Annotated in this window: 23 protein-coding genes; 17 read left to right on the top strand and 6 right to left on the bottom strand. The window is 66.3% G+C overall.

Annotated elements, in window-relative coordinates; genetic code table 11:
* Positions 1–68: 68 nt before the first annotated feature.
* The 13 genes from D9V34_RS07755 (at position 69) to miaA (ending at position 15,884) form a co-directional block, all read left to right on the top strand.
* Complete coding sequence (locus D9V34_RS07755; RefSeq protein ID WP_121688252.1) at positions 69–1,757, top strand: ribonuclease J; 1,689 nt, start codon at positions 69–71, stop codon at positions 1,755–1,757.
* Positions 1,758–1,978: 221 nt separating this feature from the next.
* Positions 1,979–3,037, top strand: coding sequence for an efflux RND transporter periplasmic adaptor subunit (locus D9V34_RS07750; protein WP_121688251.1), 1,059 nt, complete (start codon positions 1,979–1,981; stop codon positions 3,035–3,037).
* Positions 3,037–3,825: an ABC transporter ATP-binding protein gene (locus tag D9V34_RS07745; protein WP_121688250.1), complete on the top strand. Its 789-nt coding sequence runs from the start codon at positions 3,037–3,039 to the stop codon at positions 3,823–3,825. Before D9V34_RS07750 ends, D9V34_RS07745 begins: the two co-directional genes overlap by 1 nt.
* Complete coding sequence (locus D9V34_RS07740) at positions 3,822–5,063, top strand: ABC transporter permease (RefSeq protein ID WP_121688249.1); 1,242 nt, start codon at positions 3,822–3,824, stop codon at positions 5,061–5,063. The genes D9V34_RS07745 and D9V34_RS07740 overlap by 4 nt, the downstream gene beginning before the upstream one ends.
* A 123-nt stretch (positions 5,064–5,186) precedes the next feature.
* Entirely contained in the window at positions 5,187–8,168 is a 2,982-nt protein-coding gene (locus tag D9V34_RS07735) for an FtsK/SpoIIIE family DNA translocase (RefSeq protein ID WP_121688248.1), read from the top strand.
* Position 8,169: 1 nt separating this feature from the next.
* Entirely contained in the window at positions 8,170–8,754 is a 585-nt protein-coding gene (pgsA, locus tag D9V34_RS07730; protein WP_121688247.1) for a CDP-diacylglycerol--glycerol-3-phosphate 3-phosphatidyltransferase, read from the top strand.
* A 47-nt stretch (positions 8,755–8,801) separates the two neighbouring features.
* A complete protein-coding gene (locus D9V34_RS07725; protein ID WP_121688246.1) occupies positions 8,802–9,362 on the top strand; it encodes a CinA family protein in 561 nt (186 codons plus the stop codon).
* Between the two features lie 171 nt (positions 9,363–9,533).
* A complete protein-coding gene (locus D9V34_RS07720; protein WP_030143050.1) occupies positions 9,534–9,842 on the top strand; it encodes a helix-turn-helix domain-containing protein in 309 nt (102 codons plus the stop codon).
* Between the two features lie 143 nt (positions 9,843–9,985).
* A complete protein-coding gene (locus D9V34_RS07715; protein ID WP_121688245.1) occupies positions 9,986–10,210 on the top strand; it encodes a DUF3046 domain-containing protein in 225 nt (74 codons plus the stop codon).
* 323 nt (positions 10,211–10,533) lie between these two features.
* The gene (gene recA / locus D9V34_RS07710) at positions 10,534–11,661 is read left to right on the top strand and encodes a recombinase RecA (protein WP_043321270.1); all 1,128 of its coding nucleotides are present in this window, start codon (positions 10,534–10,536) and stop codon (positions 11,659–11,661) included.
* Between the two features lie 4 nt (positions 11,662–11,665).
* Positions 11,666–12,979, top strand: a complete 1,314-nt coding sequence (locus D9V34_RS07705; RefSeq protein WP_121688244.1) for a regulatory protein RecX — start codon at positions 11,666–11,668, stop codon at positions 12,977–12,979.
* Positions 12,980–13,137: 158 nt separating this feature from the next.
* Complete coding sequence (gene miaB, locus D9V34_RS07700) at positions 13,138–14,769, top strand: tRNA (N6-isopentenyl adenosine(37)-C2)-methylthiotransferase MiaB (RefSeq protein WP_121688243.1); 1,632 nt, start codon at positions 13,138–13,140, stop codon at positions 14,767–14,769.
* Positions 14,770–14,918: 149 nt separating this feature from the next.
* On the top strand, positions 14,919–15,884 hold the full coding sequence (miaA, locus tag D9V34_RS07695; protein WP_121688499.1) for a tRNA (adenosine(37)-N6)-dimethylallyltransferase MiaA: 966 nt from the start codon (positions 14,919–14,921) through the stop codon (positions 15,882–15,884).
* Positions 15,885–16,045: 161 nt separating this feature from the next.
* Here miaA and D9V34_RS07690 read toward each other — a convergent pair whose 3' ends face one another.
* The 3 genes from D9V34_RS07690 to D9V34_RS07680 are packed head-to-tail and all read right to left on the bottom strand — an operon-like array spanning position 16,046 to position 19,234.
* On the bottom strand, positions 16,046–17,578 hold the full coding sequence (locus tag D9V34_RS07690; protein WP_121688242.1) for a tripartite tricarboxylate transporter permease: 1,533 nt from the start codon (positions 17,576–17,578) through the stop codon (positions 16,046–16,048).
* A gap of 46 nt (positions 17,579–17,624) precedes the next feature.
* Positions 17,625–18,257 carry a tripartite tricarboxylate transporter TctB family protein gene (locus D9V34_RS07685; RefSeq protein ID WP_121688241.1) on the bottom strand — a complete coding sequence of 211 codons (633 nt, stop codon included), beginning with the start codon at positions 18,255–18,257 and terminating at the stop codon, positions 17,625–17,627.
* Positions 18,254–19,234, bottom strand: a complete 981-nt coding sequence (locus D9V34_RS07680) for a Bug family tripartite tricarboxylate transporter substrate binding protein (protein ID WP_121688240.1) — start codon at positions 19,232–19,234, stop codon at positions 18,254–18,256. Before D9V34_RS07680 ends, D9V34_RS07685 begins: the two co-directional genes overlap by 4 nt.
* Positions 19,235–19,413: 179 nt before the next feature.
* Here D9V34_RS07680 and D9V34_RS07675 point away from each other — a divergent pair, with 179 nt between their 5' ends.
* The 3 genes from D9V34_RS07675 to dapF are packed head-to-tail and all read left to right on the top strand — an operon-like array spanning position 19,414 to position 22,426.
* Entirely contained in the window at positions 19,414–20,817 is a 1,404-nt protein-coding gene (locus D9V34_RS07675; RefSeq protein WP_121688239.1) for an ATP-binding protein, read from the top strand.
* Positions 20,814–21,488, top strand: a complete 675-nt coding sequence (locus tag D9V34_RS07670; RefSeq protein ID WP_121688238.1) for a response regulator — start codon at positions 20,814–20,816, stop codon at positions 21,486–21,488. The genes D9V34_RS07675 and D9V34_RS07670 overlap by 4 nt, the downstream gene beginning before the upstream one ends.
* Before the next feature lie 41 nt (positions 21,489–21,529).
* Positions 21,530–22,426, top strand: coding sequence for a diaminopimelate epimerase (gene dapF, locus D9V34_RS07665; RefSeq protein WP_121688237.1), 897 nt, complete (start codon positions 21,530–21,532; stop codon positions 22,424–22,426).
* A gap of 64 nt (positions 22,427–22,490) precedes the next feature.
* On the opposite strand, the gene D9V34_RS07660 is transcribed toward dapF, so the two are convergent.
* Positions 22,491–23,132, bottom strand: coding sequence for a class I SAM-dependent methyltransferase (locus D9V34_RS07660; protein WP_121688236.1), 642 nt, complete (start codon positions 23,130–23,132; stop codon positions 22,491–22,493).
* Between the two features lie 41 nt (positions 23,133–23,173).
* Here D9V34_RS07660 and hflX point away from each other — a divergent pair, with 41 nt between their 5' ends.
* A complete protein-coding gene (hflX, locus tag D9V34_RS07655) occupies positions 23,174–24,904 on the top strand; it encodes a GTPase HflX (protein WP_245991957.1) in 1,731 nt (576 codons plus the stop codon).
* Positions 24,905–25,040: 136 nt separating this feature from the next.
* On the opposite strand, the gene D9V34_RS07650 is transcribed toward hflX, so the two are convergent.
* On the bottom strand, positions 25,041–25,580 hold the full coding sequence (locus D9V34_RS07650) for a methylated-DNA--[protein]-cysteine S-methyltransferase (RefSeq protein WP_245991954.1): 540 nt from the start codon (positions 25,578–25,580) through the stop codon (positions 25,041–25,043).
* A gap of 96 nt (positions 25,581–25,676) precedes the next feature.
* On the bottom strand, positions 25,677–26,381 hold the full coding sequence (gene lexA, locus D9V34_RS07645) for a transcriptional repressor LexA (RefSeq protein WP_121688235.1): 705 nt from the start codon (positions 26,379–26,381) through the stop codon (positions 25,677–25,679).
* Positions 26,382–26,505 lie beyond the last annotated feature (124 nt).

Genomic DNA, 26,505 nt, shown 5'->3' with positions numbered 1-26,505 from the left:
CAAGCTGCACTGCATCGCAATACACAACATGGCCGCGGAATAACACCGCTGCCCGATAAGGAGGGCGTATGCCCGTAACCGCCTACACCCCGCCGAAGCTCAAGAAGGGGACCCTGCGGGTCACCCCGATCGGCGGACTTGGTGAGGTCGGTCGCAACATGACCACCTTCGAAATCGATGGCAAGCTTCTGATCGTCGACTGTGGCGTGCTCTTCCCCGAGGAGCACCAGCCCGGTGTTGACGTCATCCTGCCCGATTTTGGCCCGATCAAGGACCGTCTTCAGGACGTGGTGGGCGTTGTGCTCACCCACGGCCACGAGGACCACATCGGTGCCGTCCCCTACCTGCTGCGTCTGCGTCAGGACATCCCGCTGATCGGCTCCGGCCTGACCCTCGCCCTGGTTGAGGCGAAGCTCAAGGAACACCGGATCAAGCCCTACACCCTGACCGTCAAGGAGGGTGAGACCGAGAAGCTGGGTCCGTTCGGCCTGGAGTTTGTCGCGGTCAACCACTCGATTCCCGACGCCCTCGCGGTCTTCATCCGCACCGTCGCCGGTAACGTCCTGGTGACCGGTGACTTCAAGATGGACCAGCTGCCGCTGGATGGCCGCATCACCGACCTCCGTGCCTTCGCTCGTCTGGGTGAGGAGGGTGTGGACCTGTTCCTGCCCGACTCCACCAACGCCGAGGTTCCCGGTTTCACCTCGCCCGAGCGCGAGATCGGTCCGGTCCTCGCCTCGGTCATGGCCAAGACCCCCGGCAAGGTGGTTGTGGCCAGCTTCTCGAGCCATGTGCACCGCGTGCAGCAGGTTCTGGATGCCGCACACCAGAATGGCCGTCGCGTCGCTCTGCTGGGTCGCTCGATGGTGCGTAACATGACCATCGCCGCCGAGCTCGGTTACCTCAAGGTGCCGGATGGCGTGCTGATCGACTTCAAGAAGACCGCCGGCGTGCCGGACAACAAGATCGTCTTCATGTCCACCGGTTCGCAGGGCGAGCCGATGGCCGTCCTCAGCCGCATGGTCAACCGTGACCACCAGGTCGAGCCGCGCGAGGGCGACACCGTGATCCTGGCCTCGAGCCTGATCCCGGGTAACGAGAACGCCGTCTACCGCATCATCGACGGGCTGACCAAGCTCGGTGCCAACGTCGTCCACAAGGGCAACGCCCGCGTGCACGTCTCGGGTCACGCCTCGGCCGGGGAGCTGCTGTACTGCTACAACATCCTCAAGCCCAAGAACGTGCTGCCCGTTCACGGTGAGCACCGTCACCTGTTTGCCAACGGCAAGCTGGCCAACCAGACCGGTGTGCCCGAGAAGAACACCATCCTCGGTGAGGATGGCACGGTCGTTGACCTGCGCGACGGAGTCGCCCGGGTGGTCGGCCAGCTCGACCTCAAGTTTGTCTACGTGGACGGCAAGACCGTCGGCGAGATCACCGAGGACGACCTGCATGACCGTCGCGTGCTCGGCGAGGAGGGCTTCATCTCCATCGTGGTGGCCGTGGACCTGAAGAACGGAAAGATCCTTTCCGGACCGCAGATCTCCGCTCGCGGATTCGCCGAGGACGCCCGCGTCTTCGACAAGGTGCGTCCCAAGCTGGTTCAGGCGCTCAACGATGCCCTCTCCAACGGTACCCGCGACACGCACGCCCTGAGCCAGATCGTGCGCCGCACGACCGGGCGCTGGGTCGCAACCTCGCTGCGTCGTCGACCGATGATCGTCCCGCTGGTGGTCGACGCCGGTTCGGCGAAGTAACACCGGCTTTCTCGCCACGGGCGGGTATTCTCTGCGGAGAATACCCGCCCGTGCCGCGTTTTGGGGGTCCCATTGCGACAGCGCGGCGTTGCGTATCCGCTGCGCGACACTGCTATTTTCGACAATGAATACCAGGTATGCCATGGGGGAAAGACCGGCCGCGTAGATTAAGCCTGGCCGTCTCCCCGCAGGTGTGTGGGGCATATCTATGAGGAGTTGCCATGGGCGTTTGGCGCCGTTGGATTTTTCCGAGCCTGAGAATTGTCATCTTTGCGGTGATCGCGATCGCCCTGGTGAAGGTCGCGTTCTTCCCCGATCAGGAGGCCGGAAACGAGGCTGTGGTGCCCACCGGCAACATCGACGATCAGGTTGTCAGCGTGACCACCGGGAACATTGCCAACCAGATCGAGCTGGCAGCCACCGTGGTGGCCGACCCCGCGGTGGCCGCCAAGGCGACCCTGGTGGGCGAGGTGGCCGAACTTCACGTCAAGGAGGGTGCGCGGGTTACCGCCGGCGCGGTCATCGCGACGCTGCGGAAGGAGATCGAGCAGGAGCCGATCGTCCGCACCGACGCGGAGGGCAACACCACCACAACCACGCCTGCCGCCAAGTACCGCACCGCCCAGGTCACCGCACCCGCCGCGGGCACCGTGAGCTCGCTGCCGATGGTGGTGGGTCAGGCTGTCGCGATTGGAGATCCCGTTGCCCAGGTTGCGCCGGACACCTTCTCGGTGACCGCGACGATCGAGCCCGCACAGCGGTTCCGACTGACCGAGGAGCCCACCGAGGCCCGCGTCTCGGTAACCGGTGGACCGGATGAGTTCACCTGCACCGCCCTGCGCATCATCACCCCGCTGGAGGGACAGTCGAGCACCCCGGACAACCCGGGTTCGGGTGCGACCCCCGGCGGTCCCACCGTGCGCTGCGCGGTGCCCGGTGACGTACGCGTCTTCGCCGGTCTCGGCGGCAAGCTGATGCTGCCCGGCGGATCCGCCGAGAACGCACTGCTGCTGCCGGTCACCGCTGTCAAGGGCAGCTCTCAGGGGGGCTCCGTCTGGGTCGTAACCGCCGATGGCACCCAGGAAAAGCGTGACGTCAAGCTGGGTCTCAACGATGGACGTCAGGTTCAGATCACCGAGGGACTCGCCGAGGGTGACAGCGTGCTGGAGTTCATTCCGGTGGAGGACCCCACCAACCCGGGTGGTGGCAACGGCGGCGGCGAGGAGTGCATTGAACAGCCCGATGGTAGCGTTGTCTGCTCCTCCGTGCAGGAGGGATAGTGAGTCTTCTGCACCTGGAGCGGGTCACCCGTGCGGTGCGCCTGCCCGATGATACGGTCCTGCCGATCCTGCACGATGTGAGCCTCACGGTTAACCCGGGGGAGCGGGTCTCGATTGTGGGACGTTCCGGATCGGGAAAGTCCACCCTGCTGAACATCCTCGGTCTGCTGGACAATCCGACAACCGGAATCCTGCACTTTGACGGGGCGGATGTGTCCCGTTTGTCGCAGCGTCGCCGGGACCGGCTGCGCGGGGACAACGTGGGTTTCGTGTTTCAGCAGTTCAACCTGCTGGAGGGACGCACGGCCCTGGAAAACGTGTTGATGCCGCTGATGTACTCGCACGGAACCGAGTTTTGGCGGCGCACCCGCATCGCCTCGGAAATGCTGGAGCGGGTGGGTCTCGGGCATCGACTCGCCTCGCTGCCCGGCAGCCTGTCCGGTGGTGAGCAGCAGCGCGTCGCCATCGCCCGCGCGCTGGTTCGTCGCCCGCGGCTGATCCTCGCGGATGAGCCCACCGGTGCCCTGGATTTGGAAACCGGAAACAGTGTCATGGCCCTGATGGATGAGATCGTCCGCGAGGACGGTGCATCACTGGTGACCATCACCCATGACGCGGCCATCGCCGAGCGCAGTGACCGCCACTTCCGCCTGGATTACGGTGTGCTGCGTTCGGAAACCCTGGTGCCGGTTCCGGTTCCCGCCGCACCGGTACTCCCGGATCCTCCCACGGCGCCGGCCCTCTCGGCAGCACCCGGCGCACCCCAGGCCACGGAGGAGAACGCATGAACGGCTTTTTTGCGGGCATCGTCGGAGCTTTCTCCGATGCCGCCCAGGAGGTTCGTGTCCACCGTGGGCGGGTCCTGCTCTCCCTGGTGGGGGTTGCGGCGGCGGTTACCGCGCTGACGGTGTCGATGGCCTTTGCCGACGTCGCCCAGCGCACGGTGGTTGAACAGATGGAAACCTATATGGGGCGTCCCACCACCCTGGATCTCAACGCGATGCCCAAGGGGGAGTTGCGCCTCGATCAGGTAGAACAGATCGAAGACGCGTGGTTTGCGGTGATGGATCGATCGGGCGTGAGCTATGCCACTCGTGAGGCCAACGCCACCGCACGCATGCGATTCAGCGATGGTGCGCAGGAGGTGAGCCTGCAAATCGTTGATCAGCCGTACGCAACGATGCGGCACACACGCATACTCGAGGGCAGCTGGTTCGCCCCCGGGGATTCCCAACGGCTGGCACCGGCGATCGTGGTGAGCCGCTCGTTCCATCAGGCGCTCGGGAGCCCGGACCTGCGAACCCACCCGACCATCGTGAGCCCGGGGCTGGGCAATGCGCGCCTGGTGATCATCGGTGTGTATGACGGTCCGCTCTTCGAGGGCATGATGCCCGAGGCCATGATGCTGACATCCTCCTATCGCCAGGTGGCGTCGGAGACGGATGTGGTGAGTACGGCGAGCGGTATTCGGTATCAGATGTGGGTGCCGCAGGACATCGGTGAGGAGCTGGGCAAGCGCATCGAGCAGTCGATGAGTTCCGCCCTGGGCACCGATTTCAGCGTGAATGTGTATAACAACAACCAGGGTGGGATGGACCCCAGCCAGGATCCCACGGTGGTTTTCCGCCTGCTCTCGCTGGGGATCGGCGCGATTATCCTGATCCTCGGTGCCCTGGGGCTGGTGAACATCGCGATCGTCTCGGTGCGCCAGCGGGTGCGCGAGATCGGCGTGCGCCGCTCATTCGGGGCGAGCACCGGCCGGGTGTTCTTCTCGGTCATGATGGAGAGCGTGGTCGCCACGGTGGTGGCCGGATTTGTCGGGGTGATGATCGCGATCCTGATCATGCGCATCCCCGCCGTCTACGGGATCTTTACCGGCGGCGCGGTGGGCACCGGGGCTCCGGCCTTCCCGGTGGGGGCCGCGGTGACCGGCATGGTCGCGGCGACCATCGTCGGGGCGCTGGCCGGTCTCATTCCGGCGATCATCGCGACCCGGGTGAAGGTGATCGACGCCCTGCGCTACTAGCGCCGCTACACCGATATTTCCCCGTCGAAATCCGCGGGTCACCCGGCAAGAAACGCCGCGTGATTCCGCGGATTTCCGCGTCAATCCCGGAAAAAATCGGTGGGGCGCAGTACCGTAGAGAACATGGCTACCCGTTCCACACCCACCGGACCGCGCAAGAAGTCGACCCCCACGTCGGCCACCGCGCGGAGCGGTGGTGCGCGCACCTCCGCCGGCGCCTCGGCCAAATCTGGCAAGGGTGCGGCGGCAAAACCCGCGACCGCGACCACCAAGGTCACGCCCTCGCGCGCGTCCAAGACCGCGCAGACGCCCACCGTGGCCTTCCCCGCCGAGTCCTCCCGCAACCCGATCGCGGTGGCCTGGATGGCGCTTGCGCACGTTGTTGGCGGTGCCTTCCGTGCCTTTGGCAGCGAAAAGCTGGAGCCCGAGGAGCGCCGGGATGGCGTGCCGTTCCTGTTCTTCCTGCTCGCGGTGATCGGTGCCGCGGTGGTCTGGTTTGGCGTGAACAACCCCGTGGCCCAGAACCTCAACGCGTGGAGCTTTGGCGGCCTGGTGGGCCAGGTGGCCTTCGCGATGCCGGTGATCCTGATCCTGCTGGCGCTGTGGCTGTTCCGCAATCCCAGCTCGGTGCACGATAACGGACGTATCGGCATCGGCCTGTCCATCGCGCTGATCTCCGTGACCGGGCTCTGCCACACCTTCTCCTCGCTGCCCGATCCCAGCCAGGGCCTGCCCGCCCTGGCGGCGGCCGGTGGCCTGATCGGCTGGATGATCGGCGGTCCGCTGACCTTCCTGCTGACCCCGATCGGCTCGGGCATTTTGCTCTCGCTGGTCCTGGCGCTCAGCCTGCTGATCATCACCAAGACCCCGCCGAACCGCATCGGTTCGCGACTCAAGGAACTCTACGGCTGGCTGTTTGGTGCCGATGTGCACACCGAGCCGCGCGCGAAGGCCGACGCCTCGACCGCCTCGGCCTCAGCCGCCGGCGACTCGGACATCGAGGACGATCCGATCGCCGATCCCAACATGCTGCCCTGGTGGCGTCGCAACTCCTCCAAGCGCGAGGAGGCCCCCGAGACCAGTGCCCCCGCCGATTCCGATGCGCTCACCGAGCTGCTGGGCGGCACCACCCGCGGTGGCTTTGACAGCGCGCTGGAGCCCGAGGTTGTGGCACCGGTCCCCGATAACACCGCCGGTCAGACCGAGGCCATCGCCCACCTCGCCGCCGCCGAGGCCGCCCTGGACGGCTATGCCGCCGCCGGTGCTTCGAGCGGGCTGCGCGAGGACGATGCGACCGACCAGACCGAAATCCTGCCGGACCTCACCTCGGTTGCCCTCCGAGACGGCTCGGATACCGGGGAACTCGCCCGCGGCGGTATCCCCGATGTCCAGAGTGGTCCCTATCAGCTGCCCTCGGCCCAGGCACTCTCGGCGGGAACCCCGCCCAAGGCGCGCTCGGCCGCCAACGATGCGATTGTCGCGGCGATCACCGAGGTGTTCGCCCAGTTCAAGGTGGATGCCAAGGTCACCGGCTTTAGCCGTGGCCCGACGGTGACCCAGTACGAGATCGAGGTGGGGCCCGGCGTCAAGGTTGAGCGGATCACCGCGTTGCAGAACAATATCGCCTATGCGGTGGCCTCCAACGAGGTGCGCATCCTCGCCCCGATTCCCGGCAAGTCGGCAATTGGTGTGGAGATCCCCAACACCGACCGCGAGATCGTCTCCCTCGGCGACGTGCTGCGCTCCCCGGTGAACGTCAAGGCCACCCACCCGATGACCATCGGCGTGGGCAAGGATGTCGGCGGTGGGTTTGTGGTGGCGAACCTCGCCAAGATGCCCCACCTGCTGGTGGCCGGATCCACCGGTTCGGGTAAGTCCTCGTTTGTGAACTCGATGATCACCAGCCTCCTGATGCGCGCCACACCGCAGGAGGTCCGGATGGTCCTGATCGACCCCAAGCGCGTGGAGCTGGCGCCCTATGCGGGCATCCCGCACCTGATCACCCCGATCATCACCAACGCCAAGAAGGCCGCCGAGGCGCTGCAGTGGGTCGTCAAGGAAATGGACATGCGCTACGACGATCTGGCAAGCTTCGGCTTCCGCCACATCGACGACTTCAACCGCGCGGTCCTCGGCGGCGAGATCGTGCTGCCCGCCGGGTCCGAGCGTGTGCTCAAGCCCTACCCGTACCTCCTGGTGGTGGTGGACGAGCTCGCCGACCTGATGATGGTGGCCCCGCGCGACGTGGAAGACTCGATCGTGCGGATCACCCAGCTGGCGCGTGCCTCCGGTATCCACCTGGTGTTGGCGACCCAGCGTCCGTCGGTGGACGTGGTGACCGGTCTGATTAAGGCCAACGTGCCCTCGCGTCTCGCCTTTGCGGTGACCTCGGTGACCGACTCCCGCGTGATCCTCGACCAGCCCGGTGCCGATAAGCTCATCGGCCAGGGTGACGCCCTGTTCATGCCGATGGGTGCCTCCAAGGCGCTGCGGGTCCAGGGTGCCTGGGTCAACGAGGACGAGATCGAAAAGGTGGTGCACCACGTCACCGCCCAGGCGCGTCCCGACTACCGCAAGGACGTCGAGGCTGTGATCGAGAAGAAGGAGGTCGACGCGGATATCGGCGACGACCTCGAGCTGCTGTGTGAGGCCGTCACCCTCGTGGTCGGTACCCAGTTTGGTTCGACCTCGATGCTGCAGCGCAAGCTCCGCGTGGGCTTCGCCAAGGCCGGTCGCCTGATGGACCTGATGGAGTCCCGTGACATCGTGGGACCCTCGGAGGGATCCAAGGCCCGCGACGTCCTGGTAACCGCCGAGCAGCTGCCCGGAACCCTGGCGCTGCTGCGCGGGGAGACTCCGCCGCCCGCGGCCGCTGCCGCGCCGGTGGCTCCCGCAGCACCCGCCGCTCCGGCCGCCGCGGCTCCGGTCGGCCTGCCGCTGCCGGGCCCGGTGGATGACGATGCCCCCACCCATACCGCCGCGGCACCCGCCGTGGATGATCGCTACGCGGATGACCCGGTCGAGAAGCAGTTCGAGGGGTATCCGGTGGTCAACGCCGATGACGAAGACGGCGAAGACGCCTGGGGACTGACGGGACGAGACTGACATGACCACACCCACACCGGCCACCGTGCCCTCCAACTGGAACCTGCCCAACGCGATCACCGTGTTCCGCATCCTGCTGGCCCCCCTCTTTATCTGGTGGGTGCTGGCGGATGACGGCGCGGATGGGCCGCTGCGCTGGTGGGCCGCGGGACTGTTTATCTTTGCCATCGCGACCGACGGCATCGACGGGGCCATCGCTCGGCGCACCGGTCAGGTGACCGATCTGGGCAAGCTCCTGGATCCGATCGCCGATAAGGTCCTCACCGGTGGCGCACTGGTGGCCCTCTCGATCATCGGTGAGCTGCCGGTGTGGGTAACCGTGATCGTGCTGGTGCGTGAGATCGGGATCACCGTGCACCGGATGATCGTTGTCAGCGACCACGTGGTTGCCGCCGCCTGGATGGGCAAGCTCAAGACCGTGGCCCAGGCGGTCGCGATCTCGCTGGCACTGCTGCCCTTCCCGATGCTGCTGGGCGACTGGGTCAACGTGGTGAATATCATCACGATGACTATCGCCGTGATCCTCACCATTGCCAGCGGCATCGATTACGTCATCACCGAGATTCGCGGACGCGCCCGCCGATGACGTCGCCGCAGGTCGCTCCGGCGGGATCGTCCCAGGAACCGAGGCCGATGCCCGAGGGTGGCGCGGCTCAGGAGACTGAACGCGGGGCAGAATGGCCCGTGGAGCTGCGTGCATCCGAACTGGCCGCCGTGGTTGCGTGTGGCTACAGCATCGCGGTTGCCGAGTCCCTGACCGGCGGCCTGGTGCTCGCCTCGATCGTCTCGGTTCCCGGGGCCTCGGCGGTGTTGCGCGGGGGAGTGGTCGCCTATGACACCGAGCTTAAGCACCGTGTGCTCGGTGTCGACGCGGCGCTGATGGCCGAATTCGGGCCGGTGGATCCGCGGGTAGCCGAGCAGATGGCGCGCGGGGCCCGGCGGATCGGAACCACCGCGGCGGGCGAGGCGCAGATTGGTGTCTCGACCACGGGGGTGGCCGGCCCCACACCGGATCCGCAGACCGGAACTGCGGTGGGGACCGTCTTCATCGGGATCAGTAGCGTCCGTGGTGACCGCTCGATCGCGGTGCATGCGCACGGTGACCGGGCGCAGATTCGCGAGTGGAGCGTGCGGGCGGCGATCCGCGCGGTGCTCGATGAAGCCCGAATTCTCGGGGAACACGCCCGTTCCTGAAGATTCGCCGATAACCTGGAATAGACCCCCGGGGGGCTGGGTTATATTCGGTGTCAACAAAAGTGCGGCAAGATCTTACCGATTCCGGGGTTTCCCAGGGAACGGTGTAGTAATCTAAATCATCCCTCGGGTTAATTGATCCGAGGTTGCACGGCAGAAAGGGAGGCCCCAATGGTACTCGTACGTCAGGAAATCGGCGACGTTCTTCGTGACTTCCGCCTGCAGAAGGGACGCACTCTGCGTCAGGTTGCGGGCAAGGCCAGCGTGGCTCTCGGCTACCTCAGCGAGGTTGAACGTGGTCAGAAGGAGGCTTCCAGCGAGATCCTCGCCTCGGTAGCCGACGCGCTCGACACCCCCATCTCAGTCATCATGCGCGAGGTTGGTGATCGCCTGGCGATCATCGAGGGCCTCGCGCCGATCCCGGACACCATTCCGGAGAGCTTCACGGCCGACATCGAAGCCGAACTCGCGATTCGCTAGTCCCGCCGGCACAACACCCCGCACGAATTCGTGCGGGGTGTTTGCGTTGCGGGAAATCGTCTCCTCGGTGTGGGCCGTGGGTGTGCTGAATGAGTGCCGAGGCATGTGGGGGCAGGGTCGGGGGAGTTGGGTAGGCTGAACGGGTGAAAAATAGCGAACTGCGCCATGCGATTGCCGCCGAGTTTGGTGCCGGATACGGCGGCGTGCTGATGCGCGACCTGGCGCTGAGAGGCCTCGATGGGCGTACCGGGGATGAGGCCCTGGCGGCCGGGGTTCCTGCGCGCGACGTGTGGCTGGCGCTGTGCCGCGAGAACGAGGTGCCGCGCGAGCGCTGGGACGGCGTGCGCCTGCCCGCTCCGCGCGACTAGGTAAACGATCCGAAAACTCATTCGACACGCCGCGGGCAATATCTCGAACATTCGTTCGGATCGGCGTATGCTCCTACACAGGACGAAATCTTCGGATTGTTTTCCACAAGAGGACCACAACTCGACCCGGTGTCGGAGGGTGATCCTAGAGTCGAAGCAACCGGAGCAGATCGCTCCAGCCTTGTTCTCCGAGGGCGTGCCGGTGGTGCTGAAATCAGCATCGCGCAGGTACACGGCATCCAGATGTCGCCTCGGGACAGTATGTAGGCGCATCACCCACGAACGTAGCGCGCAGCAGCTACCGAGACGAAAGAGAGACGGCCATGGCTTCACCCACGGATCGCGAAAAAGCACTCGAAACCGCCCTTGCCCAGATTGACCGCCAGTTCGGTAAGGGCTCGGTTATGCGCCTCGGCAGCGATGAGCGCGCCCCCGTAGAAATCATCCCCACCGGTTCGATCGCCCTGGACGTTGCGCTCGGCGTGGGAGGTCTGCCCCGCGGCCGCATCATCGAGATCTACGGCCCGGAATCCTCGGGTAAGACCACGCTGACCCTGCACGCCATCGCCAACGCTCAGCGCCAGGGCGGCATCGCCGCCTTCATCGACGCCGAGCACGCCCTCGACCCCGAGTACGCCAAGAAGCTGGGTGTCGACATCGACGCGCTGCTGGTTTCCCAGCCTGACACCGGTGAGCAGGCGCTGGAAATCGCCGACATGCTGATCCGCTCGGGCTCGATCGACCTGGTTGTCATCGACTCCGTGGCCGCCCTGGTGCCCCGCGCCGAGATCGAGGGTGAGATGGGAGACTCGCACGTGGGTCTGCAGGCTCGACTGATGTCGCAGGCACTGCGAAAGATCACCGGTGGGCTCAACCAGACCAAGACCACCGCGATCTTCATCAACCAGCTGCGTGAGAAGATCGGTGTCTTCTTCGGTAGCCCGGAGACCACCTCCGGTGGTAAGGCGCTGAAGTTCTACGCCTCAGTTCGCCTCGACATCCGTCGCATCGAAACCCTCAAGGACGGCTCGGACGCCGTGGGTAACCGTACCCGTGTCAAGGTGGTCAAGAACAAGATGGCTCCGCCCTTCAAGCAGGCCGAGTTCGACATCCTCTACGGTGTGGGAATCTCCCGCGAGGGTAGCCTGATCGACTTCGGTGTCGAGCACGGTCTGGTCAAGAAGTCCGGTTCCTGGTACACCTACGACGGTGATCAGCTGGGCCAGGGTAAGGAAAATGCCCGTAACTTCCTGATCAACAACCCCGACATCGCCGCCGACATCGAGAACAAGCTGCTGGCAAAGCTCGGCATCGGCGCGGCCGGCGCTCAGGCCAAGGCCGATGCTGCCGCCGCCGAGGCTGCGGCCGAGGCTAAGGCGACCGCCGCCAAGAACGCGCCGGCCGCCCCGGCGAGCGAGGCTCCGGCGGTAGCACTCAAGCGCGGCGCGTAGTCTCATGGTCCGCTTCATCGATGAGGGGCCTTCCTCGGAAGGCTCCGAAACCGAGAACGGTGGGCCCTCACGTTTCGGCGGGGCCGCCGGCGTATCTTCCCTCGGGTCTTGGCCCTCTTCGCGTTCGCGCGGGGAGGCCTCGGCCGAGGAGCGGGACGCCGCGGCCCCGTCGGCGTCTGCCCCCACCTTTGCACCCGCCTGGGGTGTGATCCCGACATCGGCCGAACCGACCCGGGGTTCCGCCAAGGCAGGGGATCCGCGTGAGCCCCTGGACCGCTCGGAGTTCCCGGCTGAGACGTCTGCCGCCGAGACCTCGGCCGCTGAGACGCCTGCCTCCGGGACCTCGGCGGTTGAGACGCCTGCCGCCGAGACCTCGGCAGTTGAGGAGATGGCGGTCGAGGAGCCGCTGGCTCCGGTGATTTCGCTGGGCGGTCGGCGGCGGTCGGCATCCGCGCGATCGGGCGGCGGCGAATCGGGCCGCGCGGAATCGGATTCTGTCGCCGCCAGGAGTGCGTCGGCCCCTCCCGTGGCCGACAACTCGGCGGCAGCCCCGGAAGCACCCGGGATCCGCCCGGTGCGGGGAATCGTCTCCGATCTCACAACCCGGGCACGAAAAACCGTCGAGGCTGACTCGGATACCCCTGGTGATGCCGAGTCTGCATCTGTGCCTGTGCCTGTTTCCACATCGACCGTCGTGCCGGCGCACACGGCGGCCTTCGAGGAGTATCCCGACACTGAGATTCCCAGCTTCTCCGCCCGGTTCGGGCTGGATGAGGAAGACTTTGAGGACGACGGCGAGTCCGAGGAGGTCGAGGAGGAGATTGTTCCGCCCACCTTCGATGAGGCGGTAGAACTCCTTGTCCGTCGGCTTGCCCGATCGGCGCTGAGTCGTGCCGAGGTGATTACCGAGGTCGAGCGCCTAGGCCTGGAAAACGACGGTGCCGAAGCCGTGGCCGAACGTCTGGACGAGCTGGGCTATCTGGATGATGCGGTGCTGGCCGAACAGCTCAAGCACTCCCTCTACGATCGCAAGGGCAAGTCCCGCCAGGTGGTGGCCCGGGAAATGGCGCAGCGGAAGATCCCAAACGAGGTCATTCAGGACGCCCTAGCCGAGGTTGCCGATGACGACGAGCTTTCCGCCGCCACCGCGCTGGCCAAGAAGCGGGTCGGACAGATGAGCTCGATCGATGATGCTGCCGCCGAACGCCGCCTCACCGGTTTCCTTGCTCGCCGGGGATACCCCGGATCGATCGTGCGTGAGGCAGTACGGGCGGCCCTGGCCACCCGTGGTTCACGCGGTCGCGTCACGTTCCGGTAGCAGCAGGGATTTCGTGGGTCATCCGGCTCTTGATGCGTGGTGACCCGCGAACCGTTGCTGTCTGGGGTGACGTGAGAGTCGTTCCTCCACAGGCCAGAGTTATCCACCAGGTGGGTCGTGCGACCACACGGGCGGCCCGGGTTTCGTAGAATGGACACATGAGCACTTCCGTGAGTACCTCGCCCGTCAGCACCCCCACCATCATCACGCCCTTCGAGGCGGCGGTTGGTACCGGTGGTCGTCGGCGTACCTATGAGGTGCGTACCTACGGATGCCAGATGAACGTGCACGATTCCGAGCGACTGAGCGGATCGCTGGAGGCCGCCGGCTATGTTCTCGCCGCCGGTGAGGAACCTGATGTGGTGGTCATCAACACCTGCGCGGTTCGGGAAAATGCCGACAATAAGCTCTACGGCAACCTGGGCCACCTGGCGTCGGTCAAGAAGCGTCATGAGGGCATGCAGATCGCCGTGGGTGGCTGCCTCGCGCAGAAAGACAAAAACGTCATCCTGGAAAAGGCTCCCTGGGTCGATGTGGTGTTCGGAACCCACAACATGGGGGCACTGCCCAACCTGCTTGAGCGTGCACGCCATAACGATGAGGCTCAGCTGGAAATTCTTGAGTCGCTGGAGACCTTCCCCTCGACCCTGCCCACCAAGCGCGACTCCAGCTATAGCGGCTGGGTCTCGATTTCGGTGGGGTGCAACAACACCTGCACCTTCTGCATCGTGCCCGCCCTGCGTGGCAAGGAGAAGGATCGTCGCCCCGGCGAGATTCTTGCCGAAATCCAGGCCCTGGTCGACGATGGGGCCATCGAGGTCACCCTGCTCGGACAGAATGTCAACAGCTACGGCGTTGAGTTTGGCGACCGCTTCGCCTTCGGTAAGCTGCTGCGCGCGGCGGGCCAGATCGAGGGGCTTGAGCGCATTCGCTTCACCAGCCCGCACCCGGCCGCCTTCACCCAGGATGTCATCGATGCGATGGCCGAAACCCCCAACGTGATGCCGCAGCTGCACATGCCGCTGCAGTCGGGTTCGGACACGGTCCTCAAGGCCATGCGTCGGTCCTACCGCAGCAAGAAGTTCCTGGGGATTCTCGACCAGGTGCGCGAGAAGATTCCCCACGCGGCCATCTCCACTGACATCATCGTGGGCTTCCCCGGTGAGACCGAGGAGGATTTCCAGGAGACCCTGCGGGTGGTCGAGGCCTCACGTTTTGCCACCGCGTTCACCTTCCAGTACTCGGTACGTCCGGGGACCCCCGCCGGGGAAATGGAGAACCAGATCCCCAAGGCCATCGTGCAGGACCGCTACGAGCGTCTGGCCGCGCTTCAGGACCGTATCTCGCTCGAGGAAAACCAGGCGGTGGTGGGCCGCGAGGTGCGTATCCTGGTCGCCACCGGTGAGGGCAAGAAGGATGCCGCAACCCGACGGATGTCCGGTCGCGCCGAAGACTCCCGTCTGGTGCACTTCTCGGTGCCCGAGGGCTCCGAAATTCCGCGTCCGGGAGATGTGGTCACCGCGGTGGTCACCGAGGCCGCACCGTTCCACCTGATCGCCGATGCCCCCGAGGGCACCCTGCTGAACATTCGTCGCACCCGTGCGGGCGACGCGTGGGACCGCGATCAGGCCGAGTCCTGCGGAGTCCCCAGCGATCCCGCGGCCGCGTCCTCGTCGCCCGCCGGCGGGCCGGTAAACCTCGGCTTCCCGAGTCTGCGTGTGGGGCCGCCGGTCGCGGCCTCGACCAGCAGCACCGTGCCGATCTACAACACCAACGACGACCTGCGATAGGCGTGAGTATCTCGGAATATTCACGGAATCAGTCAGTCTCGGAATCAGAGGCGAGCCCGAGCCCGAGCACGAATCCGGTTTCGGATCTGAACGAGGTGAGGAGTACCAGCGCGAGTGAGCGTGAGTCGGGGCCAACCTCGTTCGAACCGCTGGTCCGGGACCTCGGGAATCCGCGACTGATCGCCGTGGTGGGCGCCACCGGCACCGGAAAGAGCGACCTCTCTCTCGAACTGGCGCGACGGCTTGCCGGCTATGGGCAGCGCGCCGAGATCATCAACGTGGACGCGATGCAGTTTTATCGAGGCATGGATATTGGCACGGCCAAACTCAGCGTCGCCGAGCGTTCGGAGTTTCCGCACCACCTGTTCGACATTCTGGATCCACACGAGGATGCGGCCGTCGCCCACTATCAGCCCGAGGCTCGCGGCATCATCCGTGACGTCCTCGACCGCGGCGCCTGGCCGATCCTGGTGGGTGGATCTGGCCTGTACGTGTCCAGCGTGCTGTTCGATTTTGAGTTCCCCGGCCAGGACCCCGAGATTCGGGCCCGGCTGGAGGCCGAGCTGAGCGCGCAGGGGCCCGGCATGCTCTTTCGCCGACTGCGGGATCTCAGCCCCGAGGCGGCCGAGAAGATCGGCCCGCACAATGGTCGCCGCATCGTGCGTGCGCTGGAGGTTGCCGAAATCACCGGGGAACCCATCGCCGGAACCCTGCCGGACGAGCCCGTGTGGTGGACGCCCACCCTGCTCATCTCGCTCACAGCGCCGCGCGAGGACCTCGTCGCCCGCCTGGATGCACGGGTGACCCGCATGTGGGAGGCCGGGCTGATCGCCGAGGCCGCCGGTCTGCTCGAGGCGGGGATCGATGCCGGGATCACCGCGAGACGGGCCATCGGGTACGGCCAGGCCGCCGCGCAGATCCGTGGGGAGATGACCGAGGCCGAGGCAATCGAGGACACCCGTCGCCTCACCCGCCGCTACGCACGTCGGCAGGTGAGCTGGTTCAAGCGCTATCAGGGTGCCCACGTGTTCGACACGGTGGCCGAGACCCTGCCCGAGATCGCCGAACACATTCTGCCCTCCGCCGAACACTTTGTGCCCTCCGCCGAACACTGACGCCTCACCACTGCCCCTGGCGCTGCCAACCGACAGACGCCCCTGTCCGCGCGGAACTGACCCACGCCGGGTCGGCTTCCCGGTGTGTGCGGAAACAGCCCACGCCGCACCGGTTTCCCGATGCGGCGTGGGCTACGGTCAGCTGCGACTACGAGCGGTGACTATGAGCGGGACGCGCCCACCGCCTCGCGCTTCTTCGCCCCGCGCCGGCGCAGCGCCTGGAACAGGGTGAAACCGATCGCGATGGCCATCAGCGAGTACAGGGTAATCGTGATCGGAGAACCCACCAGGATGCCCAGGTCGCCCTCGGAGACCGCGAGCGAGCGACGCAGCTCGGTCTCGGCCAGCGGACCGAGGATCGCGGCGATCAGCACCGGGGCCAGCGGGATCGAGAAGCGGCGCATCAGGAATCCGAGCAGCCCGATGCCCAGCACCAGCCACAGGTCCATCTCGGCCGAGGCGATTGCATACACACCGAGCATCGCAAACAGGGTGATCCCCGCGTAGAGGTAGTGCTTGGGCACCAGCAGCAGCTTGGCCCAGACGGCGGCGAAGGGCAGGTTGATGATCAACAGGATGATCAGCCCCACAAACAGGCTCGCCAGCAGCGGCCAGACCAGGTCGGCGCTGCGCTCAAACAGCAGCGGTCCGGGCTGCATACCGTACTGCTGGAAGGCCGCGATCATCATCGCTGCGGTGGCCGAGGTGGGCAGTCCCAGCGCGAGCAGCGCCCCCATCGCGGTTCCGGCGGTCGCGTTGCCCGCGGCCTCGGGGGCGGCCACACCCTGGATCGCGCCGCGGCCGCCAAAGTCGGGATCCTTGCGGCGCTGAGCGAGCTTCTTCTCGGTACCGTAGGCGAGGAAGGTCGGGACCTCCGAGCCGCCCACCGGGATCACACCGAACGGCACACCGAAGCTGGTTCCACGCAGGAACGCGGGGAAGGCCTTGCGGAATTCCGACCAGTTCAGAAACGGCGATCCGCCGGCCGAAACCCGGGTGACCGCTCCGTCGCGGTGAATCCGCGAGGCCACGTGCAGTACCTCGCCGAGCGCCAGCAGGCCCACGGTGATCACGATAATCGAGATGCCGTCAAAGAGCTGCGGAAGTCCCAGGGTGAACCGGGCCGCCCCGCTGGGGCCGTCGATGCCGACCATGGCCAGGGCCAGGCCGATCGCGAGGGCGAGCAGTCCGCGCAGCACCGATTCGGCCACAACCGAGGAGATGGCCACGAAGGCGAAGGCGGCGAGCGCGAAGTATTCGGCCGGGCCGAACAGGGTCGCCAGCTTCACCAGGTAGGGCGCGAAGAACACCACCAGCGTGGTTGCGATCATCCCGCCCAGGAACGCGCCCATGGCCGAGGTTCCCAGGGCTTTGGCGGCACGGCCGTCCTTGGCCATCCGGTGACCCTCAAACGTTGTGGCGATGGCCGAGGAGTTGCCGGGGGTGTTGAGCAGGATGCCGGCGGTGGAGTCCCCAAACAGTCCACCAAAGTAGATGCTGGCAAACATGATGAAGGCGCCGGTGGGATCCAGACTGAAGGTCACCGGGAGCAGCAGGGCCACCGCCATCGCCGAGCCCAGGCCCGGGAGCACACCCACGGCGGTACCCAGGACCGCGCCGATGAGGAGCCAGAGCAGGTTGATCGGGGTCAGCGCGACGCTGAATCCCTCAAGCAGGTGGGTTAGCTGATCCATGTCCGGACCTCCAAATTCATCGCGTCAACAAGCGGGGGACGGGTGCCTAGCCAAGCCATGAGAACACCCCCGAGAGGATGCCCGAGGGCAGGGTGAGGCCCAGGCCCGCGGAGAACGCGAGTTGAATCGCCGAGGACATCAGGATCGCGATCGCGATATCAAACACCGGCCGCTTGCTGCCCAGGGCCCGGGCGATGACCCAGAACAGCACGGCCCCCGCGAGAATCCACCCCAGCGGGACCAGCAGCAGCACAAATCCGACCAGACCGGCCAGCACAAATCCGAAGGTTTTCCAGTCGGTTCCGGTGCGCGGCACGTCGTCCCCGGTGGCCGAGGCGACCACTCGGATTTCCGAGGTGGTGTCGATGTCACCGAGCTCGCCCAGCAGGTCGGGGTCCATGCCCAGGTCATCGCTTCCCCCGGCACCCACTTCGGCCTCGGGATTGCGGATCACCTGGATGGCCAGCAGCACGCCGAGAATGCCCAGTCCGGCGCTCACGATGGTGGGGAAGAACTGCGGGCCCGGCACGCCGGATCCCGGTGGAACCTCCATTGTTGCGGTGCCGATACCGAGGAATACCCCGAGGCCCAGCACCAGGGCGGCCACCACGAGTTCGCCGCGCCCGTGCCACCAGGAGGCATCGGCCGGACGGGTCGGGGTCACGGATGTGGCGGTCATAGTCCCAGCTCCCTAATCAGATCGGACACCCGAATGGTTTCCTCCTCCAGGAAGGCGTCAAACTCGGCGCCCACCTGGAAGGAATCGGTCCAGTTGTTGCGACGCAGGGTGTCCTGCCACTCGTCGGTGGCGTGCAGTTCGGTGATGATCGCGACCATTTCGTCCCGGGCCTCATCGGAGATGCCGGGTGGGGCAACGTAGCCGCGCCAGTTGGACATTTCCACGTCGATCCCGGATTCGATGAAGGTTGGCACGGGCACACCGTCCAGACGCTCGGGGGAGGAGATGGCCAGGGCGCGCAGGGTGCCGGCTTCGATCTGGTCGCGGAACTCGTTATAGCCGGAGATCCCCGCGGCCGCGGTGTTGGAGAGCATCGAGGCAAGCACCTCTCCGCCGCCCGAGTAGGCGACGTAGTTGACGTCCCCCGGGTTGATCCCCACTGTGCGCCCGAGTAGGCCGCTCAGCAGGTGATCGATGCTGCCGAGGGATCCACCGGCGATCGAGTGCGCTCCGGGTGCCTGCTTCCAGGCCTCGGCGAACTCCTCCATCGTGGTGTAGGGGGAGGCCGCGGGGACCACGAGCACGCTGTAGTCGTCGGCGAGGCGCGCGATCGGGGTGGTGTCGGCGAGCGATTCGGGCGTCTTGGAGAGCGCACTGGCACCGATCATCACCGCCCCGGTGACCATCAGGATGTCGTCGCGTCCGTCCATCTGGACCAGCTTGCTCAGCCCGATCGTCCCGCCCGCCCCGGGCACGTTGATGACCTGGGCGTTGTTGACGATGCCGGCCATGCGCAGGCCCTGCTGGCCCTCGCGGCCGAAGCCGTCCCAGCCGCCACCGGGGGAGGCCGGCGCCATAATGGTGAGTTTGCTGCGTGCCGAGGCGGTGGACCCCGAGGCGCTGGCATCCATTGCCGCCGCCGTGAACACGCCGATCGTGAGGACGCCCACCACGATCGAAAGAATCGTTTTCTTCATGTCTGTTCCTTCCGCTTCCGCCACAACGCTGTGACGGAAGTTTGGTGATCCCACGCTAGGTGCCCGGGGCGGCGCGGTCTATTTGTGTGTTTTGTGGTCTTAAATGACCGTGCCGGGTATCCGATGGACGGTGCGGGCGCTGGTAGCCTGGCGGTGGCCCGCGGGTCGTGAGGAGGACGATGGTGTCTGGGCAGAAGACGGTGGGGCGCTCCGCGCGCTATCCCAGCGCGCCGCGCCGACTCACGCTGCTCCTGGTGCAGGTGGGGATCGTATTTGTCTGCCTGGGAATCACGGTGATCGTGGCGCTGATGGTGCAGGAGCGCCAGATTCGTGCGGCCACCGAGGAGCGGGTGATCCGGGTGGCGGAGTCCCTGTCGAACCTGCCCGTGGTGCGTGCGGGGATCACAGCCCCCTGGCCCACCGGGGAGCTCCAGCCGGTTGCCGATCTGGTGGCCGAGGCTGCGGGGATGGACTACGTGGTGATTACCGATACCGCGGGAATCCGGCTCACCCATCCCAATGAATCCCTGGTGGGGGAGCAGGTTTCAACCGATCACCGTCGGGTCCTCGCCGGGGAGCACTTTGTCGGGGTCGAGGCGGGAACCCTGGGCCCGACCCTGCGCGCCAAGATGCCCGTCTATGACACCGCGGGGACGGTGATCGGCACCGCCTCGGTGGGCATCCTGGAAAGCGCAATCGCCGAGGACATGCGTGATGGTGTCGCCGGCCTGCTGCCCTGGGCGCTGGGATCCCTCGCGGTGGGGATCGGCGCGGCTGCCCTGGTGACGATGCTGCTGGGTCGGCGCCTGGACCGGCTTGCCCGCGACGCCCGCGACCTCGTGGTGCAGCGCCGCGTGGGTGCGGCCCTGGGGGAGCAGTCCCATGAGTTCACCAACCGTCTGCACGTGCTCTACGGCCTGTTGGAGGATCGGGAAAACGATGAGGCGCTGGATTACATTCGTACCCTCGTGCCCGTGGATGCCGAGGTGGTTTCCGGCGCGGCCGCCGAGGCGGCTGCCGGGGGCGAGGCGGCATACACCGGCCCGCGCACAGCCCCCACGCCGGTGTCTCGCAGCGGCCTGCGCACCCTGATCGAGCGGCATCGAATCATCCTCACGGAACGGGGCGGAATTCTTGAATGTGACGCCGATGAGGTGGGGGTCGGTAACCTGGACACCGAGGAATTTGAGGTGATCGCCAATCTGCTGTCAAACGCCGTGGACGCGGCCGGGCCGGGCGGCCGAGTGGAGCTCCGGTTGGCACGCGGGGCCGAGGGACTCTCGATTCGGGTGAGTGATAGCGGCACCGGGATCTCCCGCGCGGATCGGGAACGCATCTTTGAACACGGCTTTAGCACCAAGGCGCGGGGGGAGCGAGACCTTCCTCGTGGATTCGGGCTGGCGCTGGTCGCCCGGGTGTTGGAGAACCGTGGTGGGTGGATCACCGTGGGAGAGCCGGTGTATGGATCCTCGGGCACCCGGATGGATGCCCTGGTGCCACCCCTGTACCCCGTGGACGCCACAACCGGGCGGGTGCAAAACCCCGTCGCGATCGATCCCGATTCGAGGGAGGAACCCCGATGATCCGCACCCTGATCGTGGACGATGACCCGGCCGTCTGCCGCATGCATATTCGCGCGCTGGAGCGGCTTCCCGGCTTTGTAGTCGCCGACACCGCGGCCACCGGCGCCGCCGCGCTGGATCGGCTCCTGGATGGCGATATCGACCTGGTGCTGCTGGACATTCACCTCCCCGATTTCAGCGGGGTCGAGGTGTTGCACCGTCTGCGCCAGCTCAGCGACGATGCGGTGGACGTGATCGTGGTGAGCTCGGCCAACGATGGGATCACCGTGTCTCAGGCGGCCTCGGCTCGGATCGCCGACTACCTCGTCAAGCCCTTCTCCCGCGCCCTGTTTGAGCAGAAGCTCGGCGCGTATCGAGACGGTTCTGCGGCGACCCGTCCGCGGGTCGACCCGGCACCGCTGGGTCAGGAGGATGTGAACGCGCTAATCGAGGCCGGCCGAAGTGGTGATCGTCGTTTGCCCAAGGGCCTCTCGGAATCCACCGCGCGTCTGGTCGAGAACGCCGTGTCCGCCGAACAGGCATCCTCGGCGATCGAGGTTGCCGCAGCCTGCGGACTCTCTCGGATTACCGCCCGGCGCTACCTCGATCACCTGGTGCGCACGGGGGTGCTGCGCAGCGAGCACCGCTATGGGCAGCGTGGTCGTCCGGAGATCCTCTATCGCCGTCGCTGACCGGGTTTTCCGATGCGGGCCGCGACGCCTAAACTGGGGCAATGGCGAACACACTCGATTTCCACAAGGGCCACGGCACCGGCAACGACTTTGTCCTGATCACCGATCCCGACGCCCGGCGCGAGCTGACCCCGGCCACCATCGCCGCCCTGTGTGATCGTCGCTTCGGGATCGGTGCCGACGGCCTGATCCGCGCCGCCCGCTCCGCCTCCCTCGAATACGGGGCCGAGAGCCTGGCCGAGGACTCCGGTGCCGAGTGGTTCATGGACTATTACAACGCCGATGGTTCGGTGGCCGAGATGTGTGGCAACGGCATCCGCGTGTTTGTGCGCTACCTGATCGAAACCGGACTGATCACCCTCGAGCGCGGCGAAACCATCGCGATCGGGACCCGCGCGGGTGTCCGCGACGTGCAGGTAACCGCCGGTGGATTCGCCGTGGACCTGGGACGCTGGCGTCTGGAGGAGGACGGCCCGCTGGTGCACACCCGCGGGGTTGAGGTCGCTCGTCCGGGTGTGGGCATCAACGTGGGAAATCCGCACGTGGTGGTTGCGCTCGCCGATGACTCCGAGCTTGACCAGGCCGACCTCACCGTCGCCCCGACCCTGGACCCGGCCCCCGAGGCCGGTGCCAATGTGGAACTCGTGGTTCCCGCCGCCCAGCTCATTCGCGACGGAGTGGGGCAGATCCGCATGCGCGTGCACGAGCGCGGCTCGGGAGAGACGCTCTCCTGCGGCACCGGGATCGCCGCGGCCGCCCTGGCCACCCGCTTCTGGGCTGGCCCCACCGCGCCCAACCAGTGGCGGGTCACCGTGCCCGGCGGTGTGTGCGCCGTGCGTATGTTCCCCACCGAGGACGGCGAGCACGTGTCCCTCTCGGGTCCCGCAGAACTGGTCTACACCGGCACCGTGGACCTGGACGCGCTGCACCAGGCGTAGACGCGATACCGAAGAAGGCCCCGGTGGATGTGAATTCCCCCGGGGCCGTTCTCGTGTGTGATCGCTACACGAAGTCGGGCAGGTCCTCATCGTCGGCGGCGGAGTGATCCACCAGGATCACCCGGAAACCCTTGGCCGTGGTGTGACGGCTCACGGTGAACTCAGCTCCCAGGGTCTCGGTGATCCAGCGCTGCAGCGAGTCGCCGCCCAGGTTCTTCTGCACTACGAGCCAGGCCTCGCCCTGCTCGACCAGCCGGGGCAGCCAGTGCTCCAGCATGCCGTGGAGGACGTCCTTGCCCACGCGAATCGGCGGGTTGGACCAGATGGCCTCAAACCGGATGTCCGCAGGGACCTCATCGGGGCGCACGGCACGGATGTTGGTGATGCCCAGGTCGGCGGCGTTCTTGCGCACCAGGTCGAGTGCACGATCGTTCACGTCCACGGCCCAGACGGTGGCCTCGGGGCTCAGCAGCGCGAGCTCGAGCGAGATTGGGCCCCAGCCGGCACCGAGGTCGAGCAGGTTGCCGTGGGTCGGCGGCTCGGGCACCTCCTCGAGCAGAATGCGGGTGCCCTCGTCGAGGTGGGCGGGGGAGAAGACCTTGTTCGCGGTGGTCAGCGTGCGCTCGACGCCGGCAATGCGCGCGATGATGGTTCGATAGACCGCATCACCCGCGGGTGTTGCATCAAAATAGTGTTCACTCGACATATTTAGACCGTATCCGATGGATACGAACTAGGGTTAACTCGATGACAAAAGACACCCCGAACACCATCACCCCCGCAGACGACCGCGATGCCGCGGTGCAGAGCGCCACGGGCACCGCCCAGGCCGCCGAGCGGGGTACCCACAATTCGACACAGACCGGCGATTCCGCCACCCATTCCCCCGCCGCGTCCGGGTACGACGCGTCCCATTCCAGTGGTGCCTCTTCCACGGGTACCTCCTCCACCGATTCCACCGGTGCTGACCATCACGGCGCTGACGATCACGGTGCGGACTCCGAGGACGCCGTCGAGCGTGTCCTGCGGGGTGCCGCCTCCCGTGCCGGCGCGGTCAACGTGTTTGCCACCGGCCGTGCCGCCGCCCTGCAGGACCACGACACCGAGGGCTCGGCGGGCGATGGCGATCAGGCCGACCGTGCCGACCGCGCGGCCCTGCGCCGCGTCGCCGGGCTCTCCACCGAGCTCGAAGACGTCACCGAGGTTGAGTATCGTCAGCTTCGCCTGGAAAACGTCGTCCTGATCGGTGTGTATCCGCAGGGCAAGCAGGAAGATGCCGAAAACTCGCTGCGGGAGCTGGCCGCGCTTGCCGAAACCGCGGGTGCCGCGGTCCTCGACGGTCTGCTGCAGCGCCGCGCCAATCCCGACGCCAGCACCTACCTCGGGAGCGGTAAGGCTGCCGAGCTCGCGGGGATCGTCAAGGCACTCGGTGCCGACACGGTGATCGCCGACACCGAACTCTCACCCAGCCAGCGCCGCGCGCTCGAGGACGTGGTGAAGGTCAAGGTGATCGACCGGACGGCCGTGATCCTCGACATCTTCAGTCAGCACGCCAAGAGCCGTGAGGGTAAGGCCCAGGTGGAGCTGGCCCAGCTTGAATACCTGCTGCCGCGTCTGCGTGGGTGGGGTGACTCGATGTCCCGTCAGGCCGGTGGTCAGGTGGGTGGTGCCGGTATGGGATCGCGTGGTCCCGGTGAAACCAAGCTCGAGCTGGACCGCCGACACATCCACATTCGGATGTCGAAGCTGCGCCGTCAGATCAAGGGCTTCCTGCCCGCCCGCGAGGCCAAGCGGGCCAACCGCCAGCGCTTCGAGGTGCCCTCGGTCGCGATTGCCGGGTACACCAACGCCGGCAAGTCCAGCCTGCTAAACCGGATCACCCGGGCCGGCGTGCTGGTCGAGAACGCGCTGTTTGCGACCCTGGACGCCACCGTCCGCAAGAGCAAAACCGAGGATGGTCGGGTCTACACCCTCACCGATACCGTCGGTTTTGTCCGCAATCTTCCGCACCAGCTGGTCGAGGCATTCCGCTCGACCCTGGAGGAGGTGGGCGACTCGGATGTGATCGTGCACGTGGTGGATGGATCGCACCCGGATCCCTCGGCCCAGCTCAAGACCGTGCGTGACGTGATCACCGATGTCGGTGCCCGGGATATCCCGGAAATCGTCGTGTTCAATAAGTCCGACCTGGTGTCCGAAGAGGACCGCCTGGTCCTGCTGGGACTCGAACCGCACGCGATCTTCGCTTCGGCGCGCACCGGCGAGGGCATCGAGGAGATCCTGGCGAAGATCGCCGAGCTGCTCCCCAGCCCGTCGGTCGAGCTGAATCTGCTGGTGCCCTACGACCGCGGCGACGTGATCTCGCTGCTGCACCGCCGTGGCCGCGTGGTCACCCTCGACTATGAGGAGGAGGGCACTCGCGTACACGCGTTTGCCTCACCCGAGGTGGCCGCGGGACTCGACGAGTTCGCGCGGTAATACTGATCGCCGAGTGACCGATGACCTGCGCCGAGCGTCACGCGACCAGCGCGGGCACGATCAAAAGCCGAAGGGGCGAGTCCTGATGGACTCGCCCCTTCGGCGTTGCTGAACGACGCAAACTCGGTGTTGTCGACTAAAACAGCCGAGCCGCGCTGGCCGCCTCGTCCTCCTCGAGTTCCAGGAGGAAGGCCTTGCGGGCGGTGCCGCCGGCGTACCCGGTGAGCGATCCGTCGGCTCCGACCACGCGATGGCACGGCACGATGATGCTCAGCGGATTGCGCCCCACCGCGCCGCCCACGGCCTGCGCACCGCCGGGCTGGCCGAGCTCGGCGGCGATATCGCCATAGCGGATGGTCCGGCCGCGCGGAATCCGTCGAATCTCGGCCCAGACGCGCCGGGCAAACTCCTCACCCTCGGGGGCGAGGGGGAGATCGAAGGTTTCGCGATCACCGGCAAAGTATTCGGCCAGTTGATCGCGGGTGTGCGTGAATACCGCACTGTCCGCGATGTCCACCCGGTCGCCGAGAGCAGCATCGGAGGGACGGCGAGCGTGCTGGGCGAAGTACACGGCGATCAGTGTGTCGCCGCGGGCGACCAGGGTCAGCTCATCCACCGGCGAGGGAATCACCGCGTGAATGAGTCGGGACGCGTTCGAGTTTTCGATGGTGTGCACGCTCTACCTCATCTCGGAGTGCGGGATGTGGGCCGCTCGACTCGGGTATCGGAACGAGGCCCGAGATTCCGGATCGATCGGATCCGCAGCGGCGACCTAGACCGCGCGCAGGACCGCGACGATCTTGCCGAGCACCTCGGCATGGTCGCCCAGGATCGGTTCGAAGTTCGAGTTGCGGGGGAGCAGCCAGGTGTGACCGTCGCGCTGACGGAATACCTTCACGGTGGCCTCATTGTCCAGCATCGCGGCCACGATGTCCCCGTTTTCCGCGTCGTGCTGCTGACGCACCACAACCCAGTCGCCGTCGCAGATGGCCGCGTCGATCATCGAGTCGCCGGACACCTTGAGCATGAACAGGTCGCCCTTACCCACGAGCTGACGCGGCAGCGGGAAGACCTCCTCCACCTGCTGCTCGGCGGTGATTGGGGAGCCCGCGGCGATCCGTCCCACCAGCGGCACCATGGCGGCGTCGCCCACCGGAGGGGTGACCGATTCGAAGCTCGCCGAGGAGACGGTGGTGCCGGGCAGATCGATCAGGATCTCCAGGGCGCGGGGACGGTTGGGGTCGCGGCGCAGGTATCCGCTGAGTTCCAGCTGATTGAGCTGGTGGGTCACGCTGGACAGCGAGGCGAGGCCCACGGCGTCGCCGATCTCGCGCATGCTCGGCGGGTATCCACGGTCGGCCACCGAACGGGAGATGTATTCGAGAATCGAACGCTGCTTCTCGCTCAGGCTCTTGCGTCGCCGAGTGCCGGTTTTGGGCGCGTCGGTGGCGTCTGCGTTCGGCTTCTTGGTGACCATGGTTTCCCGTCCTGACGGCCCTTTTGAGCCAGTGTCGGTGGTTATTGGTTGAGTAATCCCAACACTCGAAACTGTATCCAGCGACGGCTGGGAAAACAAACATTTCTTCGAGTGTGTCGGGAAA

The organism is Mycetocola lacteus (assembly GCF_003667575.1).
GTDB lineage: Bacteria > Actinomycetota > Actinomycetes > Actinomycetales > Microbacteriaceae > Mycetocola > Mycetocola lacteus.
The sequence above is the reverse complement of the archived record's forward strand: the minus strand, read 5'-3'. Positions and strand labels throughout refer to the sequence as shown.

Coding starts and splice junctions, on each gene's coding strand:
- D9V34_RS07755 (WP_121688252.1), top strand. CDS start 69: ATGCCCGTAACCGCCTACACCCCGCCGAAGCTCAAGAAGGGGACCCTG.
- D9V34_RS07750 (WP_121688251.1), top strand. CDS start 1,979: ATGGGCGTTTGGCGCCGTTGGATTTTTCCGAGCCTGAGAATTGTCATC.
- D9V34_RS07740 (WP_121688249.1), top strand. CDS start 3,822: ATGAACGGCTTTTTTGCGGGCATCGTCGGAGCTTTCTCCGATGCCGCC.
- D9V34_RS07735 (WP_121688248.1), top strand. CDS start 5,187: ATGGCTACCCGTTCCACACCCACCGGACCGCGCAAGAAGTCGACCCCC.
- pgsA (WP_121688247.1), top strand. CDS start 8,170: ATGACCACACCCACACCGGCCACCGTGCCCTCCAACTGGAACCTGCCC.
- D9V34_RS07725 (WP_121688246.1), top strand. CDS start 8,802: ATGCCCGAGGGTGGCGCGGCTCAGGAGACTGAACGCGGGGCAGAATGG.
- D9V34_RS07720 (WP_030143050.1), top strand. CDS start 9,534: ATGGTACTCGTACGTCAGGAAATCGGCGACGTTCTTCGTGACTTCCGC.
- recA (WP_043321270.1), top strand. CDS start 10,534: ATGGCTTCACCCACGGATCGCGAAAAAGCACTCGAAACCGCCCTTGCC.
- D9V34_RS07705 (WP_121688244.1), top strand. CDS start 11,666: ATGGTCCGCTTCATCGATGAGGGGCCTTCCTCGGAAGGCTCCGAAACC.
- miaB (WP_121688243.1), top strand. CDS start 13,138: ATGAGCACTTCCGTGAGTACCTCGCCCGTCAGCACCCCCACCATCATC.
- D9V34_RS07690 (WP_121688242.1), bottom strand. CDS start 17,578: ATGGATCAGCTAACCCACCTGCTTGAGGGATTCAGCGTCGCGCTGACC.
- D9V34_RS07685 (WP_121688241.1), bottom strand. CDS start 18,257: ATGACCGCCACATCCGTGACCCCGACCCGTCCGGCCGATGCCTCCTGG.
- D9V34_RS07680 (WP_121688240.1), bottom strand. CDS start 19,234: ATGAAGAAAACGATTCTTTCGATCGTGGTGGGCGTCCTCACGATCGGC.
- D9V34_RS07675 (WP_121688239.1), top strand. CDS start 19,414: ATGGTGTCTGGGCAGAAGACGGTGGGGCGCTCCGCGCGCTATCCCAGC.
- D9V34_RS07670 (WP_121688238.1), top strand. CDS start 20,814: ATGATCCGCACCCTGATCGTGGACGATGACCCGGCCGTCTGCCGCATG.
- dapF (WP_121688237.1), top strand. CDS start 21,530: ATGGCGAACACACTCGATTTCCACAAGGGCCACGGCACCGGCAACGAC.
- D9V34_RS07660 (WP_121688236.1), bottom strand. CDS start 23,132: ATGTCGAGTGAACACTATTTTGATGCAACACCCGCGGGTGATGCGGTC.
- hflX (WP_245991957.1), top strand. CDS start 23,174: ATGACAAAAGACACCCCGAACACCATCACCCCCGCAGACGACCGCGAT.
- lexA (WP_121688235.1), bottom strand. CDS start 26,381: ATGGTCACCAAGAAGCCGAACGCAGACGCCACCGACGCGCCCAAAACC.